This is a genomic window from Treponema sp. R6D11 (genome assembly GCF_054786075.1).
The window spans coordinates 1-15,006 of record NZ_BDHD01000039.1 but is presented as its reverse complement, the minus strand read 5'-3'; the positions used below and the strand labels follow the sequence as shown (position 1 = coordinate 15,006).

The following is a 15,006-nucleotide window of genomic DNA, read 5'->3' as shown; positions in this document are numbered from 1 at the left end:
CCCCCGAACAATGTAAGCGATACAAATAACGTAATATCACTTTTTTTACACAATTTTCTCAATATCCTCGGAAAAACGCCGTCTGTCGATTTTGACAGTGGCTTTTTTATACATAAATCAATTTTAAGGAGTTTTCTATGAAGAACGTATTTAGAGTTTTAAGCATTGCCGCCCTTATCGCGGTAGTAGGGTTTTCTTTTATTGCTTGTGGTAATGATGATAACGGAGACGGCGATACAGACGGTTCCACTACCAGCCCTAAAGCTATAGAGATGCTCTCAATACCCGACGGAAAATAATGCAACATGGAATAATAATGCGGTAATGGACAGGAGCAAAAACGGATATAGATTACCGACCGAAGCGGAGTGGGAATACGCATGTCGGGGAAGTTATGCTCCTAATAATTACGGACTTTATGACATGCATGGGAATGTGTTTGAATGGTGTTGGGACTGGTATAAACCGGATATAACGACAGATAACACGGATCCCGCTGGAGCGGATACCGGCACTTACCGATTGGAACGCGGCGGGTACTTTTACGACAAAGGTCAGAGCCTGCGTTCTGCGTATCGAGTCACTGGCAATCCTAACTCTCGGACCAGCGGTGTTGGCTTCCGGCTGGTACGTTCCAATTAGAAAGAAAGAATGGAACACGTAGCGTAATAGACAGCTCTTTTTGGTAGTGTCGCTGATAAATCAGGGACACTACTTGTAGCCTGATTTTTTTTAAAAGTGCGATTAAGATGTATGCCCAATAAAATACTTGAGGGGTGGCAGGAAAAAAATGACTCGACGATGAGTCGAGGCGTTTTTTTCGCTGACAGGACCCCAAGTAAAATTCTTGGGCATACATCTTGCCCTCACTTAGAAAAAAGCGGTAAGTATGTAATCTATGTATTTAACACTCGTCTGTCTTCGTTCGCTTTTGGTTCGTGGTAGATCTCTTCCCTCTTCTTTGTGATCTTCTCTTCCTTCGTGCTCTTCGTGTGAGGTCTTCTCTTCTTCCTCATGGATTTATTGTCTCTTAATATTATGCTTCACAAAAAGCGGATCAAAATACTGTTCCACATCGATCTTTTTCAGGAAAAACTTTAACACGGCGCGGTAAACAAAAATTGAAATCGCTATCGAGGAAAGCAGGATTAATGAAACAGCCCAGCTGTAACCTGTCTCCGGTATTCTGGGAAATATGAATTTTCCACATAGAATAATTAATATAATAAAACTAATCACGGCGACAATAACATTAAATACCGTCGCGCCCAGAATAAATAACAATGTATTAACTTTTTTATTCATTTGTTTTCCTTCTTTGATGGGGTAAAAAACATGGTAACAAGCAGTAATATACAGCATACTACAACCGATGAATCGGCAATATTAAATGTAGGCCAGCGGGACATTCCTAAAATTCCGTAAATATTTACGCTGATAAAATCTACTACTCCGTCGGGACGGAAAATACGGTCTATGATATTTCCAAGACCGCCGCCAATTATTCCAGCCGCCGCCCAGCGTTGAATATAGGTGAATTCATCGGATTTAAAATAATACCATACTAAAAAACCTAAAACCAAAATGGGAACAATAATAAACATTATGGGTCTAAACGCATCAGGCAGATTTTCTCCCAAACTAAACGCTATCGCTTTGTTGCGGACATGCCATATCCATAAAAAACCATTATTAAAAACATCTTTAATAAGTCCTGTTTCCGGCTTGAGTTTTACAACAACCGCTTTTATAATTTGATCCGCAAGAATAACAAATGCCGTAAGTGAAAACGGCAAAACTTTCTCTTTTTCAAATTTTATCATTTTATACTCCTTATAATCCTGTCGGTATATCCAAAAATTCAGCGTCAATAGCAAGCTCCGCTATTGCATGACGCATAACAGCCTGCACTCCCCAGACTTCGGTGCTGTAATGACCGCCCGCTATCATATTGAGCTTTCCTTCAAGACAATCATGGTAAACGCTATGCGAGCTTTCTCCCGTCACATATAAATCCACGCCCTCTTTAACCGCTTCCCGCATGTTGTCCGCCGCTCCGCCTGACACTACCGCCGCACTTACGCAGTCTTTTTTGCCAAAGGGGTAAACGCCAAGCGGCGGTCTCCCCATAAAATTAATTTTTTTTACAGCCTCGTCAACTGTAACAGGTTTGGGGAATGTTCCTTTATAACCTACTTTTCGTCCGTGGTACAGTCCAAAAGGCTCGATATTTTCCAGTCCCAAAAGCTGGGTAAGAACGGCGTTGTTCCCGAATTTCGGCTGTTGATCCAAAGGCAGATGCACCGCATACAGGCAAATATTGTGCTCCAAAAGAAATTTAATCCGCTGCCTTAAATTTCCAGCCACAGCAGACAGGTGTCCCCAGAAAAGCCCGTGGTGGACAAACAACATACCCGCACCAATGGCGGCTGCTTGTTCAAAGGTTTCCATAGCGGCGTCAACGCCAAAGGCAATTTTACGGACAGCTCTGCCGTCGTTATCTACCTGTATTCCGTTCAGGGAATCGTCAATGGAAGCAAAACCTTCGATATCAAGAATTCCTTTAAAAAAAGAGTCAAGTTGTTCTGTGGTAAATTCCGCGCTCACATGGACAGTGTATCATAGAGAAAAAATAAATTCCAGTAATTGGTATTTATTTTGAAGCGCTTAATACAAAAAAAGCCGTATACTGCGGAGTATACGGCTTTGTAAAATGATTTAAAAATCTTTAAGCTTTTTTACTTGCAATAAGAAGATTAGCAAGAACCATAACGTGAACAGCCAACATCTGTAATATAGACCATACATTATCGGTTTTGCTGGAATGAGTTATCCATGAAATAATCTCTATGATTACATACACTGCCCAGATAACAGCAATAATAAGTATCAAGGTGTCTAGGAGCGGAATTTGAACATTCAACATTTCCAATATAATTGCGATGCCCGCTATTAACGCTACAACGCTGGCAACAGCCACAAAGACACTCAAGGTATCACCTTTAAAACCCATTCTGTTAAAAATGATCCAGAAATCACCTTTGTTCCAAATTGATTTCTGCAAACCTAGAATTCCGTTCGCTACAAGATACAAAGCAACCGAAATCTTCCAAAGAAAAATTCCCAATCCGTCTTTCATAAATAACCCCTCTTAAAAAAAATTAAAATTGATGAAAAAATAATTTTTATTTATTCATCTTATAACTCAACGAGCTATAAGAAGTATTATATAATATATTAAACAAATAAACAAGCGCAAATTTAAGAAAATATTTTAAAATATTCTTAAATTAAAAGATAAATTACAAATTATTTTATATTATTCTTTAAGTTTTTGATATTCGCCGTTAAAAAAGTCATCTAAATATGAATGACCTGTAATAAATTTATCGGGATCCATTACGGCGTAATATGCCTGACTTGCTTTTTTTTCATGATCAAAAAGCACATAACTATTTAAAAAGCTAGCTCCGTATTGACTCCATAAAATAACATGATCAATATATTTTTTAAATTTATCGAACAATTTAAAAAGAAGAGCATATTGATATCCTATGGCGTCAGCCTGTTTTTGATTAAGAGTCGTAGGAGCAAGAGCTTCGCCGCCAGGGGCAGTATTAGGCTGTCTAATATCAATTTCCGAATAAGCGACGCAATTTAAAAGTCCGTCATCAATCAATCCTGTAAACATAAGTAAAGACTGTTGGTTTTTAGTAAGCGTTACAGGGGTAACTAAATCATGCCCCTGAATTCCCATACATTCAATTAAGTTTCTGCCGTCATAAAGTGGATCATTTTTCCATGCTATATTTAATTCTTTAATCATGTTATAGGCTACTGTTGACTTTGAAAAAAGATTAATTTCATACTCGTTGTAAGCAAGAATGGGAGGAGCTTCCGCAATGTATGCGTCAATACTGCCGTTGTCATCATGATTATCCATTTTCATGTAAGCGGGAACAATATTATCATCGTTGTAATGCGCTTTATATTTTTCAGCCATAAGCGTGTTAGGAATCGCTATATGAGCGTATTTAAAAAGCAGATAAACATAATGACTGCCAATATCTGAATAATCATTATCCGTCATTGCCATAAGCCACGAAACATTTTTTAACGCCGTTTTCCATTCATTGGGTTTTTCTTTTATAATCGCGCTATACCTGCTTTCGTGAATCTCCACATTAAGAACATCAAACGAATGAAACGGTATAATACCGCGTTCCGCAGAAGAATTATATCTTGGATTCACAGACATAAAATGTCGCATTTCATACAAGATATGATTGAAATAAAGTCTTCTGGCTATTAACTTGTTTACTTTTAAATATGGTCCGGTAGAATTTGTACTGCCGGAGAAAAACAATCCGCCGCTATTCCATTCGCGGGAAGCGATATTTTCAGGTATAAGCTGCCTCATCCACGGAGGAGATTGATTTATCCATGCAAGACAGTGACCGTGTAATTTATATTCGCCTGGTTTTCCTGAATTTCTAATGCTTAAAAGTTCTTCGGTAGGAAGCTTCCATTCCGATTCATCTCCCTCGGTTAAGGAGCTGTCTATCTTAAATTTAAAATAAGCAAATTCTTCTTTAAGCCACTGCGGAGGATTAATATGACTCTCTGGTTTTAATTCATCTTCGCAAACAAAAATTTCGTAATGATACCCTCTTATTGAATCAGGCTCGACATGTCCTGTTCCGGTAACGCCGATAAGAAAACTGCCGTTATTCAAATTGTATTTACTTTTAAGCGGTTCAACTTCCAAATAACTTTTTGTATTTACAACATCGGGGATTTTCTCTCCGCTTGAATCCATCTGCGTTATTCTGATATTACCAATCATAAGTTGATCGCCGTCAAGTTTTGTGCCATTTTCCGTATGAAGATCTATATTTAAATATTCCCATGTTCCTGATGTTATCGGCGTTACCACATAAACCGCTTTTTTATACCAAGTTTCTCCGTTATAAAAACCAATCCAATCCGGTAAAAGAGTTCCAAGACCGGATAAATCTGAAGTCCTTATATAAACTTGAGATTTTACAGTCCCCGGTTTTCCAGCAATACTTTGAACGCCTTCACCGCTTGAGGAAGTAGACCAGATTTCAAATCGCATATATTTTCCACCGGCGCTTTTTGGATAATAAAGATCAAACTCTATATATGTTTGATTATCTATTTTTACAGGCGGATCAATAGGAGCCCTCATGCCGAATCCGCCGAAAGCTTTTCCGGCGACTGAAGGATCAAAATAAGTTGTAAGCATGATAAGACTACCGGACTCAAACGGATCGCTTACAAGTTCAAAATGGCTGTTTGGGTTAGGAAGAACACGTCCATCACTGGTGCGCCATGACTTCCAAACAGAAAAATTTTGCTCAATGTCAAACTTGTAAACAGGAATACGCTGAAAGCCAGCGCCCGGATCATTGCGAAAGTAAGGATCGTTATTACCTTCTTTTGTAGTCATAAATATTATATAAATATAATATCACAATAATTACCGAATTTGCCAAATATTAATTTTCTTTTTGTACAACAATATTAACTAATTTATCCGGTACTGTAATGATTTTCGCTATTGTTTGCCCTTCAAGCCATTTTTGAGTCCCAGGCAGGGCAAGAGCTGTTTTTTCAAGCTCCTCTTTCGTCGTTCCGGCGGCTGCGGTAAATTTTTCGCGTATTTTACCGCCCACTTGGACTACAACTGTTACTTCGTCAAAAACAGTCAAAGACGGATCAAAAGTTGACCATTTACTCTTGGAAACCGACTCTTTATGCCCAAGTTTTTCCCAAAGTTCTTCACCAAGATGAGGAGCGTAAGCGCTAGACATTATCACAAGCGGCTCCCATAAAGCTCGCGGAATTTCAGCTAATTTGGCAAGTTCTGTTGAGTAGATCATCATCGCGCTTATGGCTGTGTTAAAGTTAAGAGTTGCGGTGTCCTTTGTTACTTTTTCAATTGTCCTGTGCAGAAGTTTTTGCAATTCAGCGCCTCCGGCTTGCTCACTGCCGGGCGTTGCTTCGCTTACAGGTTTTTCGCTTATCGCCCAAAGACGTTCAAGGAAACGGGACACGCCGGTAACTCCAGCCATGTTCCACGGCTTGCTTACTTCCAGAGGACCCATAAACATTTCGTAGACACGCAAAGAATCAGCCCCGTACTCTTTGATAATATCATCGGGGTTTATTACATTGCCCCTGCTCTTGCTCATCTTTTGATTGTCCTCTCCCAGAATCATTCCCTGATTAACCAGTCGCTGAAAAGGTTCAACAGAATTTACAAGACCGAGGTCATACAAAACTTTGTGCCAAAAGCGGCTGTACAAAAGATGAAGCACGGCGTGTTCAACTCCGCCAATATATAAATCGACAGGAAGCCAGTAATCAATTTTTTCTTTCGCAGCAAAAGCCTTGTCATTTTTTGGGTCAAGATAGCGAATGTAATACCAACAGGAACCAGCCCATTGCGGCATTGTGTTTGTTTCTCTTTTTGCTTTTCCGCCGCACTTTGGGCAAGTTGTACTTACCCAATCGGTAATTCCGGCAAGCGGAGATTCGCCCGTGCCTGTCGGAGCATAAGACTTAACCTGCGGCAGTTTCAACGGCAAATCTTTTTCCGATAACGGAACAATGCCGCACTTCTCGCAATGCACAACAGGAATAGGCTCGCCCCAGTAACGCTGACGGGAAAAAATCCAATCTCTTAATTTGTAATTAACCGCCCGTTTGCCAATACCTTTTTCTTCAAGCCACTGTGTGATACGCTTTTTTGCTTCTTCAGTTGGAAGCCCCGTAAAATCGCCAGAGTTTACAGAATAGCCGTCAGCCGCAGTACATTCCGCAGGCTCGCCTGAATAGTCTTTTCCGGCTTGCGGTTTATCGGCACTGACAACCAAAATTATCGGTAATTTAAATTCTTTGGCAAACTCCCAGTCACGCTCGTCATGAGCCGGAACCGCCATAATCGCTCCTGTTCCGTAAGAGATAAGAACATAGTCGGCTATCCATATTGGAATTTTTTTATCGTTAACAGGGTTAATAGCATACGCTCCGCTGAACACGCCTGTCTTTTCTTTTGCAAGATCGGTGCGTTCAAGATCGCTCTTTCTTGCGGCGGCTTCAATGTAAGAGGCGACCGCCTGTTTTTGTTCAGGCGTTGTAAGTTTGTCCACTAGCGGATGTTCGGGAGAGAGAACCATGTAGGTTACTCCGAAAAGTGTGTCGGGGCGAGTTGTGTAAATTTCAAAGGACAGGTCTTCATTGTTTTTTAATGTCGATTTATCAACTTTGAACGTTACATTCGCCCCCTCACTGCGCCCAATCCAATTACGTTGCATAAGTTTTACAGGTTCGGGCCAGTCCAACAAATCCAAGTCCGCAAGCAGGCGTTCGGCGTAGGCGGTTATTTTCAGAATCCACTGACGTATTCGCTTGCGTGTTACCTTTTCGCCGCAACGCTCGCAAAGACCGTCTTTTACTTCTTCATTGGCAAGACCGGTCTTGCAGGACGGACACCAGTTTATCGGGCTTTCCGCCTCGTAAGCCAGTCCCTTTTCAAAAAGTTTTAAGAAAATCCACTGCGTCCAGCGGTAATAATCTTCGGCGGACGTATCGACTTCACGATCCCAATCATAGGAAAAACCAAGAGCTTTAATTTGCTCACGGAACCTGTTGATGTTTGCGGCGGTTGTAACAGCTGGGTGAGTTCCTGTCTGAATGGCGTAATTTTCGGCGGGTAGCCCATAAGCGTCAAAGCCCATTGGGTGCAGGACATTGTAGCCGTTCATGCGAAGGAAACGGCAATAAATGTCGGTTGCCGTATAGCCCTCAGGGTGACCGACATGAAGCCCCTGCCCCGAAGGATAGGGGAACATATCAAGCACATAACGACGCTTGTCTTTTGGGAAATTCGGGTTTTCCAAGGTTTTAAAAGTTTTATTTTTATCCCAGTATTTTTGCCATTTAGGTTCAATTGTTTCAAAAGGGTATTTTGCCATAATATGGAATTATATGGAATTTTACGAAGAATGAGAATATCTATATACTATTTTTCTTCCATAGTAGGCATAAATTTTGATAAAATAACATTGACATTAATATAATTCTATGTTAAATTGGCAGTATGGATTATTATTTTATTAATGCTATCTCTGATATTTGTGAACATTCTCTTATTGCAAAGGAAAGTCCTCTGCGTTGTATGATTATCCTTAATCCGGTAGCGGGCGGCTTCATTGACAAGAAAAAATGGGAATCCCATGTAAAAACACTAAGAAAATACCAACAAAAAGCCCAAGCAAATCCAAAAAGACAAATATACAAGAATGTGATTTTAAACCTTACGGAAGGAAAAGGTTCTGCCGCTGAAATTACAAAAGCGTTCATAGAAAGAGCCGAAAAAGACCCTATCCCATTCTATTTGATAATCAGCGCAGGCGGAGACGGAACCCATAAAGAAGTTATGAATGTTATGTTCACGGCATCCGCCCCTGTCCGCAGAAGTATAACAGTACTGCGTCTTCCCATGGGAACAGGCAATGACGGAGCGGACAGCCCCACGCTGGCAGGCGCTTTGGATTTACTCCTTAATCCCGTTCATATTGAATTCGCCCCCGCTGTGCAATTAACAACTGCGCAAAACGGATCATCAGAATGGAAAAAACAAGACTTATTTGCTTTTAATATTCTTTCTTTGGGACTTGATGCCTATGTTACGCACATGACCAACATCAAAAAAGGGAAGCCGGGCAACGGATACCAATTCTGGATAGACATGGCGGCATTGTCCTATGAAAAAAAATATAAAGTGGATTATTTTGACGTACGCGCGTTTGATATTAACAATAAAGAACTTCTATCTTTTAGGGAGAAACTTTTACTATTGGCAATGGGCGTAACAGGAAATCGGACGTATGGTTCCCAACAGCATATTTTACCGGATTACCGCAATGTGTGTGGAGTAAAAAAATTGCCATTTTTCCGCAAAATAAAAATTAAAAACCAAATTACAAAAGGCAAACACATTAAAAACCGCGATGCTCTTTTATTTAACGCGCACCGCCTTGAAATAAAATACAACCAACCCATACTGGCGCAAATGGACGGGGAAACTGTTTTACTACAACCGGATGATTTTCCGGCAGTATTGCAACTTACATCTCCTGTAATCCCGCTTATAAAATTGGGAAGCGATAAATAACTATTGACATATTTTTAATTATGTAGCTAATATCTACAAAATGGAGAAAGGGTACAATGGCTGCGACAGGTAAAAAGAAGAAAAAAATACCACCAATAGATCAAGAATTTCTTGATAAAATGGAAACTGCTCTTTTAGCCTTAAAAGCCGAGATTGTCGACGCTCTGGTTGCCAGTAGCGAAGAGTTTAAAGAAATAATGGAAGGCGAGGAGCCAAAAGACCTTGCCGACATAGCGTCCGACGATACAGACCGAAAAATGATCGAAGCTATCGGCACACAGGAATTAAAGCGTCTTAAACTGATTGAATCGGCTATCACAAGAATAAAGCAAGGCAAGTATGGTCATTGCATAAAATGCGGCAAGCGTATTCCGCAAGACCGCCTTATCGCAATTCCCTACGCCCTAATGTGCATTGAATGTAAATCCGAAGAAGAGCGGCGCAACCGCTAATTAGCGCATGAGCCGCTTTATGGTTATATAAAAAACTAATAATTTTACGGGTAATAAAGATGGCAAAAAAAGCGATTGTTTTACTGGCGGACGGTTTTGAAGATGTCGAGGCGATAACGCCCATTGACTATCTGCAACGAGCCGGAATAGAAGTTACCACAGTATCAATTTCCGATAGTGTGAATGTAACAAGCAAATGGGGCGGCATTACAATGACCGCAAACATTACGCTTTCCGAATTTGCCAAACCTGAAACAAACAGCTACGACGCGATAATTCTTCCCGGCGGAATGCCCGGCACGGCAAATTTGGCGGCTTCAAAAGAGACAGGTTTTCTCGTTAAGGAAATGGCGGCTAACGGAAAATTAGTCTGCGCGATTTGCGCCGCCCCCGCTCTTGCACTCGCTCCCCTAGGCTTGCTTAAAGGGAAAAATTTTACCTGCTACCCAGGCATGGAAGAAAAAGTGACAGATGGCAAATGGTCAGGCGACAGAGTTGTAACGGACGGCAATGTTATCACCAGCCGAGGCGCAGGAACAGCGGGAGAATTTGCGGTTGCGATAATTGAGAAATTACTGGATAAAGCCGTCGCAAAAAAGATTGCGGATGCTGTTTTGCTTTAATTTATTCGGAAGAGTTCTCACAAAGGACACGAAGGAAGAGAAGGACACAAAGGAAGAATGGGGCATTTACCTCGCAACTGCCCTCAATTTTTCGTAAGCTTCATTTACCTGCTTCATAAGCATTTCAGCGTTTGCGCGATCACGTTGCGATGAGGAACTGTATCGGTCGGGGTGATATTTTCTTACGGCTTCATGGTAAGATTTCTTGAGTTCTTCAAGTGAAAATCTTAACCTTAACCCCAGAAGATTACGGTAAAATGATAATAAGTCAGATTGATTTGTATTTTCATAAGATGTTTTTTCTTCTTGATTTTTAGATCTATAACCGCCTGATGAAGAACTACTGCTTAATAAAGGAATAAAATTAAAAGGTAAATTTTCATCAGGTTCCATTCCATTCATTTTCCATTTAATTCTTGATTCCTCTCTGCAAATGTCAAGTGTTTTCTCAATATCGCCTGTACCAAAATCAAAAGTAGAAAGATAATATTTTTTTGATGATTTTCCGCGAGAAATAAACTCATCGCCCGAAAAAGACAGATAAACGCAACCATTTGAAAAATCAAATCGTATACTATAAATAACGCCCCATCCAAAGGTTTCTTTTATTGTTCTTACTGACCATGCGTAATTTTGTTCGTCTTTATCATTATATACTTCATAATCAACGCAATAATAACGACTTTTATGCAACCTAAATTGAGAAATAAAAAGGAGCATTATATCATTTTCGGTTATATTATTGTTATTATATTCACTAACATTAAAAATTTCTTCTTTTTCATAATATTTGTCACGCTTGTATTCATTTATTTTTTCTGAAATAGAGTCAACAATAATATGAACTAATAAATAAATAATTGGTCCGAAAAAAACAAAAATAACTATCCACATTATCTGCTCCTTTTAATATTATTTATTATCTGCATCATTAGATGATGTATTAGACTTTTTGATTAAATCAAAAAGTTCCAAAATACGGAGCATTTCCCAACTGAAAAATTCACCGTATTCTTCTTCATAACCTGTAACATACCAATCATCACCGACACGCATATTTATTATTATAAATTTTTTATTGTCTATGTCTTTTATATCTGTTGTCATGGAATAGTTCACATTATAAGAATTCATTAATTTTTTAACACTTATTGAAAGTTTATGATTTTGTTGCCATTTGGCTTCTTCTAAATCTATATTAATACCGGTTCTCGCAAAAACAGCAGTTTTTATATTATCGAGACTGTTGGAAAACGAGTATTTGAATACGTTTCTGGTCTCATCAAGAATAACCATTTCCTCAATACAGCCCTTTTGCCAAGTTGGAACTGTTAATGAATATTTTGACATCTTATACTCCTTTGTTTATTTCCTGACATACTTTATATAGTCATTTGTTGCAACGCAATTATATGCGTTATCATACCGCTTTCCCCACACTGACCACATTAAATAATTACTATGATTTTTAGCGTAAGCCTGAGGTTCTACTCCCTTCCATACGCCGTCAGTAAAAACGCAGTTAAACAAGTGATTAAAATCCTCTTTTGGGTTATAGTTTAATTCAATGCACACTTTGCTTTTATCAGGATAATACTGATAAAATAAAACGGCGGCATCTATACAGTTATAAAGTCCGTCTCCGTTTACATCTGTCTTTTTCCATTTTTCTGCGACTATTCGTAGCGTTTTGTCAATATTTGAATATTCAGAAAATTTATCAAACGCAAGCGCCGAAGATGACTGTGTAGATGTATTAGAAAAATTTCGGACAGCATTAGTTATCTTTTGATTGCTTACGTTCTTTTCATAATACGAATTTTTTTTACCGTAGTACAAAAAACAAATTAAGGAGCATATGATAATGGTTATTACTAATTTCATAAATGCATCCTTTGTTAGACATCGGTTTTTTCATTTGCCCACTGCCTTACAATTTGTTTAGCTCTCGCATTTGAAAATCCAAGCAAACGCAAGGTAAAAATAGCCACATCAGAGCCTATTTGCCCTGTCATAAAATATTCTTCAATTTTTACCCGCTCTTGTTCCTCTTTTTCAAACTGATGTTGGGTCATAATTGCCCCCTTATTTTTTCCTTTCATAATTTCCTCCTTTTATACAGCGTTTACTGCATCCACAGTTAACGTACCGTCTGAGTTTGTCTCCGAGACCTTTTACAAAGCTTTTACTTGATATATTAATAATGGCTGAGATTGGGAAAACTTAAGGTTTTTAATAAAAAAATTATCTGTTTTTTTCTTTAAGGTGGGTTTCTATATCATTAAGGAATTCACGAAGATTCGTTGATGCCATAACTTCCGCACTGTTTTTATCAGCTTCGGGGTGGTATTTTAAGTAAATTTCGTATTGTTTTGGCTTTTTACCGTGTTTATGAAAGGTATCTATAATTTCCTGATCAAGAATAGGATACAATCCCTTTAAATCATTTTTGATACAATAAAGCGTAAAAAGCGCTTTATAACAATCTCTGGCTCTTTTCTGTTTTTTTGTAAATACAGATGTTACGGCTTCCAAAACGGTTTCCATATCAATATTATTAATATATTCATCAAGAGGGTCATCTGATTGCGTATCAGGAAGATCAATGTCGTCTATCTCATCGTTTTCATCATGTTTTATATACGAAATACTGGCTATATTTTTCGCATTATATATATCAATATATTCCTGCTTATTCTTCAACCAATTGGATATACATTTTTCTTCCTCATCTTTGGTTAAGTTTTTTCCAGGCTGGTGTTCCTTCATTTTGATAAGTTCTTTTTTTACTTTCATAAATTTTCTATTTTTCTCTCTTGAGATATCTATAGAGCCTTGTTCATATTTGCGTAAATATTCGTATTTTGCATTTTCCACTGATTTTTCTAGAATATAAAAAAATTCTGACTTGTTCTTAGTTGTTTCATTATTATCTTTGACAAGACGTTTTATAACATTAAATATTTCAATACCCATATCATTTGCATTTATTTTCAGATATTTAAGATATTTATTGCACCATTTAACTATCTTATCCCAAATCTGTCCATAGTAAACTTGCCGCCGTTCAGATGAAGATTCGACAAAAAAACGAGTGTATATATCATAGATATCTGTTTTTAGTTTTTCTTCAGGTGTCTGTTGTATATCCACAAAAACCCCTTACATGGCGAAAAAATCTTTTAGCGTTTTCAATGCGTCTTCGGCATTGGAAGCCCCCATTGAACCCATCAATTTGAAAAGATAATAAAGCGATGTTATGTCATAAAGCTTTGGATTTTTCGGTTTTCCTTTGTCGAATTCGACTTTCCCGTAAATTATATATTGTACGACTGCTTCACGGAATTCTTCGACAAAACGGAGGGCGCAAAACAAAGACAAGGTTTCAGGTTTGAAGCCAAAAGTGGTATCAACGTAAATCTCCGCATTATTGGAGATTTTTTCGGCTAAGTCGGTGATTAGTTTGTTGTATGTTTTATTGGTAGGTTCAAAGTCAATTTCGATTGAATCGTAGCTTAAAATAGCTCCGATTTCCTTGTTGATTTTTTCCAGTTCTTCGATATATGCCTTTTTATTTTGCTCACATTCGCTGGTTTCCCCTGTTGTTAGGATGTAAATTACCTTTACTTTTTCATTTTTTTCCAGTGTTTTGGCAAGCACGCCATGTATTGGACAACGTACAGGTTTTTCGTATTCGATGGCTTTGTTGCCGTCCACGGGGTATTGTAATGCTTCCACCTCGTGAGGCTGTTTCATGGGTACGGTTATTATTACGGTTTTCATTTTAACTCCTTTAATATATGTTGTTCACAGGCTCTCCATAATACAAGGTCTATATATCCTATTGGCAGACCAGTCTCCTGCTTTATTTGTTCAAACATATTATCGCATACTTTTACTATTTCTGGATCAAGTTTTGAATTATCAATTTTTGGCTCTAAGTCTTTTCTTTCGCTAAACATAACGCCAAGCCTTTGAACCCATATATCATATTTTGGTACATCTTCGCCAAGATTTCGCGCAAGATGGTTTTTAGTAATTTTTCCTATATATGGAAGCTGATATAAATATAAAAGTTTTGCCTCTAATGGAGCGTCTTTTAATAAGTTATAATCATTGAAATATTTAGCGCGATTCTGCCATATATCAACAATGGCATTTACCTTGTTTTTATTGCCAAAGATATCCAATAAGTCGTTGTATAAGTTGCTTTTTTCAGCTTTTGGCGATGAAGATTGCAAATATAACATCATTTTATTATGTATTTTTTTTGCTGTTTGTTGTTTAAACCCTCCAGCAAGAACCACATAAATAGCCCGATTTGCAAAATCATCTGTTGACAGATGTTCTTTACTTAGAATACGAGCCTTCATTACGTCTAAATCATTGCCAAAACCCATTTCCCGTAATTGCGTTTCATAGCCTAAAAATGCATTTTTTGATAAATTCATGATTTTCTCCTTATTTATTATAATGCATTAATTTTAGAAAACTTAAGGGTTTTGAGTAGTAAATTCTTCTTGTTTTCTAAATTTGTTTTCAAAGTCTTGTTTCAATTCAGAAATTTGGTTTGCAACATTAATATTAATTGAACGCACAAATAAAATCATTGTACTTAATGTATGACTTATTAAATCAAAAGTATAATTAGTTGACTTTTCAGTCGTCCAATGTGAGACATCATTACGGATTTCTAATAATTCATGTACCCAAGATATCTTAATAC

The 15,006-nt window shown here is 38.1% G+C and carries 18 protein-coding genes and 1 pseudogene; 5 read left to right on the top strand and 14 right to left on the bottom strand.

From position 1 onward, the window contains the following. The first annotated feature begins 137 nt into the window (after positions 1-137). On the top strand, positions 138-299 hold the full coding sequence (locus ACYVTD_RS05665; RefSeq protein WP_461246816.1) for a hypothetical protein: 162 nt from the start codon (positions 138-140) through the stop codon (positions 297-299). Between the two features lie 13 nt (positions 300-312). Next, positions 313-642 (top strand): annotated as a pseudogene (locus ACYVTD_RS05660) (formylglycine-generating enzyme family protein); the annotation flags it as partial. A gap of 378 nt (positions 643-1,020) precedes the next feature. Here ACYVTD_RS05660 and ACYVTD_RS05655 read toward each other — a convergent pair. The 6 genes from ACYVTD_RS05655 to leuS all read right to left on the bottom strand — a co-directional run bounded on the left by ACYVTD_RS05655 (position 1,021) and on the right by leuS (position 8,003). After that, the gene (locus ACYVTD_RS05655; RefSeq protein WP_461246815.1) at positions 1,021-1,305 is read right to left on the bottom strand and encodes a leader peptide processing enzyme; all 285 of its coding nucleotides are present in this window, start codon (positions 1,303-1,305) and stop codon (positions 1,021-1,023) included. Beyond that, the gene (gene lspA, locus ACYVTD_RS05650; protein ID WP_461246814.1) at positions 1,302-1,823 is read right to left on the bottom strand and encodes a signal peptidase II; all 522 of its coding nucleotides are present in this window, start codon (positions 1,821-1,823) and stop codon (positions 1,302-1,304) included. Before lspA ends, ACYVTD_RS05655 begins: the two co-directional genes overlap by 4 nt. 10 nt (positions 1,824-1,833) lie before the next feature. Further along, positions 1,834-2,607 carry a Nif3-like dinuclear metal center hexameric protein gene (locus ACYVTD_RS05645; RefSeq protein ID WP_461246813.1) on the bottom strand — a complete coding sequence of 258 codons (774 nt, stop codon included), beginning with the start codon at positions 2,605-2,607 and terminating at the stop codon, positions 1,834-1,836. A 121-nt stretch (positions 2,608-2,728) separates the two neighbouring features. Further along, positions 2,729-3,139: a hypothetical protein gene (locus ACYVTD_RS05640; protein ID WP_461246812.1), complete on the bottom strand. Its 411-nt coding sequence runs from the start codon at positions 3,137-3,139 to the stop codon at positions 2,729-2,731. Between the two features lie 180 nt (positions 3,140-3,319). Further along, positions 3,320-5,473: an endo-1,4-beta-xylanase gene (locus ACYVTD_RS05635; RefSeq protein ID WP_461246811.1), complete on the bottom strand. Its 2,154-nt coding sequence runs from the start codon at positions 5,471-5,473 to the stop codon at positions 3,320-3,322. 49 nt (positions 5,474-5,522) lie between these two features. Next, positions 5,523-8,003 carry a leucine--tRNA ligase gene (gene leuS / locus ACYVTD_RS05630; protein ID WP_461246810.1) on the bottom strand — a complete coding sequence of 827 codons (2,481 nt, stop codon included), beginning with the start codon at positions 8,001-8,003 and terminating at the stop codon, positions 5,523-5,525. 125 nt (positions 8,004-8,128) lie between these two features. On the opposite strand from leuS, the gene ACYVTD_RS05625 reads away from it, so the two are divergent. The 3 genes from ACYVTD_RS05625 to ACYVTD_RS05615 all read left to right on the top strand — a co-directional run bounded on the left by ACYVTD_RS05625 (position 8,129) and on the right by ACYVTD_RS05615 (position 10,280). Beyond that, positions 8,129-9,205: a diacylglycerol/lipid kinase family protein gene (locus tag ACYVTD_RS05625; protein ID WP_461246809.1), complete on the top strand. Its 1,077-nt coding sequence runs from the start codon at positions 8,129-8,131 to the stop codon at positions 9,203-9,205. A 95-nt stretch (positions 9,206-9,300) separates the two neighbouring features. Next, complete coding sequence (locus ACYVTD_RS05620) at positions 9,301-9,657, top strand: TraR/DksA family transcriptional regulator (protein WP_461246817.1); 357 nt, start codon at positions 9,301-9,303, stop codon at positions 9,655-9,657. A 59-nt stretch (positions 9,658-9,716) separates the two neighbouring features. Beyond that, a complete protein-coding gene (locus ACYVTD_RS05615; RefSeq protein ID WP_461246808.1) occupies positions 9,717-10,280 on the top strand; it encodes a DJ-1 family glyoxalase III in 564 nt (187 codons plus the stop codon). Positions 10,281-10,346: 66 nt separating this feature from the next. Here the strand turns inward: ACYVTD_RS05615 and ACYVTD_RS05610 are convergent, their stop codons facing one another. From ACYVTD_RS05610 to ACYVTD_RS05575, 8 genes are all read right to left on the bottom strand, one after another. Continuing rightward, a complete protein-coding gene (locus ACYVTD_RS05610) occupies positions 10,347-11,174 on the bottom strand; it encodes a DnaJ domain-containing protein (protein WP_461246807.1) in 828 nt (275 codons plus the stop codon). 18 nt (positions 11,175-11,192) lie between these two features. Next, entirely contained in the window at positions 11,193-11,630 is a 438-nt protein-coding gene (locus ACYVTD_RS05605) for a hypothetical protein (protein ID WP_461246806.1), read from the bottom strand. A gap of 15 nt (positions 11,631-11,645) precedes the next feature. Then, positions 11,646-12,164 carry a hypothetical protein gene (locus tag ACYVTD_RS05600; RefSeq protein ID WP_461246805.1) on the bottom strand — a complete coding sequence of 173 codons (519 nt, stop codon included), beginning with the start codon at positions 12,162-12,164 and terminating at the stop codon, positions 11,646-11,648. Positions 12,165-12,178: 14 nt separating this feature from the next. Further along, a complete protein-coding gene (locus tag ACYVTD_RS05595; RefSeq protein WP_461246804.1) occupies positions 12,179-12,382 on the bottom strand; it encodes a hypothetical protein in 204 nt (67 codons plus the stop codon). A gap of 142 nt (positions 12,383-12,524) precedes the next feature. Beyond that, the gene (locus ACYVTD_RS05590) at positions 12,525-13,433 is read right to left on the bottom strand and encodes a hypothetical protein (RefSeq protein ID WP_461246803.1); all 909 of its coding nucleotides are present in this window, start codon (positions 13,431-13,433) and stop codon (positions 12,525-12,527) included. Between the two features lie 9 nt (positions 13,434-13,442). Further along, positions 13,443-14,063, bottom strand: a complete 621-nt coding sequence (locus ACYVTD_RS05585; protein ID WP_461246802.1) for a TM1812 family CRISPR-associated protein — start codon at positions 14,061-14,063, stop codon at positions 13,443-13,445. Further along, complete coding sequence (locus ACYVTD_RS05580) at positions 14,060-14,731, bottom strand: hypothetical protein (RefSeq protein ID WP_461246801.1); 672 nt, start codon at positions 14,729-14,731, stop codon at positions 14,060-14,062. The genes ACYVTD_RS05585 and ACYVTD_RS05580 overlap by 4 nt, the downstream gene beginning before the upstream one ends. Positions 14,732-14,773: 42 nt before the next feature. Continuing rightward, on the bottom strand, positions 14,774-15,006 hold a 233-nt coding region (locus ACYVTD_RS05575; RefSeq protein ID WP_461246800.1), incomplete at its 5' end, for a hypothetical protein.

Coding starts and splice junctions, on each gene's coding strand:
- lspA (WP_461246814.1), bottom strand. CDS start 1,823: ATGATAAAATTTGAAAAAGAGAAAGTTTTGCCGTTTTCACTTACGGCA.
- ACYVTD_RS05655 (WP_461246815.1), bottom strand. CDS start 1,305: ATGAATAAAAAAGTTAATACATTGTTATTTATTCTGGGCGCGACGGTA.
- ACYVTD_RS05595 (WP_461246804.1), bottom strand. CDS start 12,382: ATGAAAGGAAAAAATAAGGGGGCAATTATGACCCAACATCAGTTTGAA.
- ACYVTD_RS05610 (WP_461246807.1), bottom strand. CDS start 11,174: ATGTGGATAGTTATTTTTGTTTTTTTCGGACCAATTATTTATTTATTA.
- ACYVTD_RS05665 (WP_461246816.1), top strand. CDS start 138: ATGAAGAACGTATTTAGAGTTTTAAGCATTGCCGCCCTTATCGCGGTA.
- ACYVTD_RS05625 (WP_461246809.1), top strand. CDS start 8,129: ATGGATTATTATTTTATTAATGCTATCTCTGATATTTGTGAACATTCT.
- ACYVTD_RS05600 (WP_461246805.1), bottom strand. CDS start 12,164: ATGAAATTAGTAATAACCATTATCATATGCTCCTTAATTTGTTTTTTG.
- ACYVTD_RS05580 (WP_461246801.1), bottom strand. CDS start 14,731: ATGAATTTATCAAAAAATGCATTTTTAGGCTATGAAACGCAATTACGG.
- leuS (WP_461246810.1), bottom strand. CDS start 8,003: ATGGCAAAATACCCTTTTGAAACAATTGAACCTAAATGGCAAAAATAC.
- ACYVTD_RS05640 (WP_461246812.1), bottom strand. CDS start 3,139: ATGAAAGACGGATTGGGAATTTTTCTTTGGAAGATTTCGGTTGCTTTG.
- ACYVTD_RS05585 (WP_461246802.1), bottom strand. CDS start 14,063: ATGAAAACCGTAATAATAACCGTACCCATGAAACAGCCTCACGAGGTG.
- ACYVTD_RS05615 (WP_461246808.1), top strand. CDS start 9,717: ATGGCAAAAAAAGCGATTGTTTTACTGGCGGACGGTTTTGAAGATGTC.
- ACYVTD_RS05605 (WP_461246806.1), bottom strand. CDS start 11,630: ATGTCAAAATATTCATTAACAGTTCCAACTTGGCAAAAGGGCTGTATT.
- ACYVTD_RS05635 (WP_461246811.1), bottom strand. CDS start 5,473: ATGACTACAAAAGAAGGTAATAACGATCCTTACTTTCGCAATGATCCG.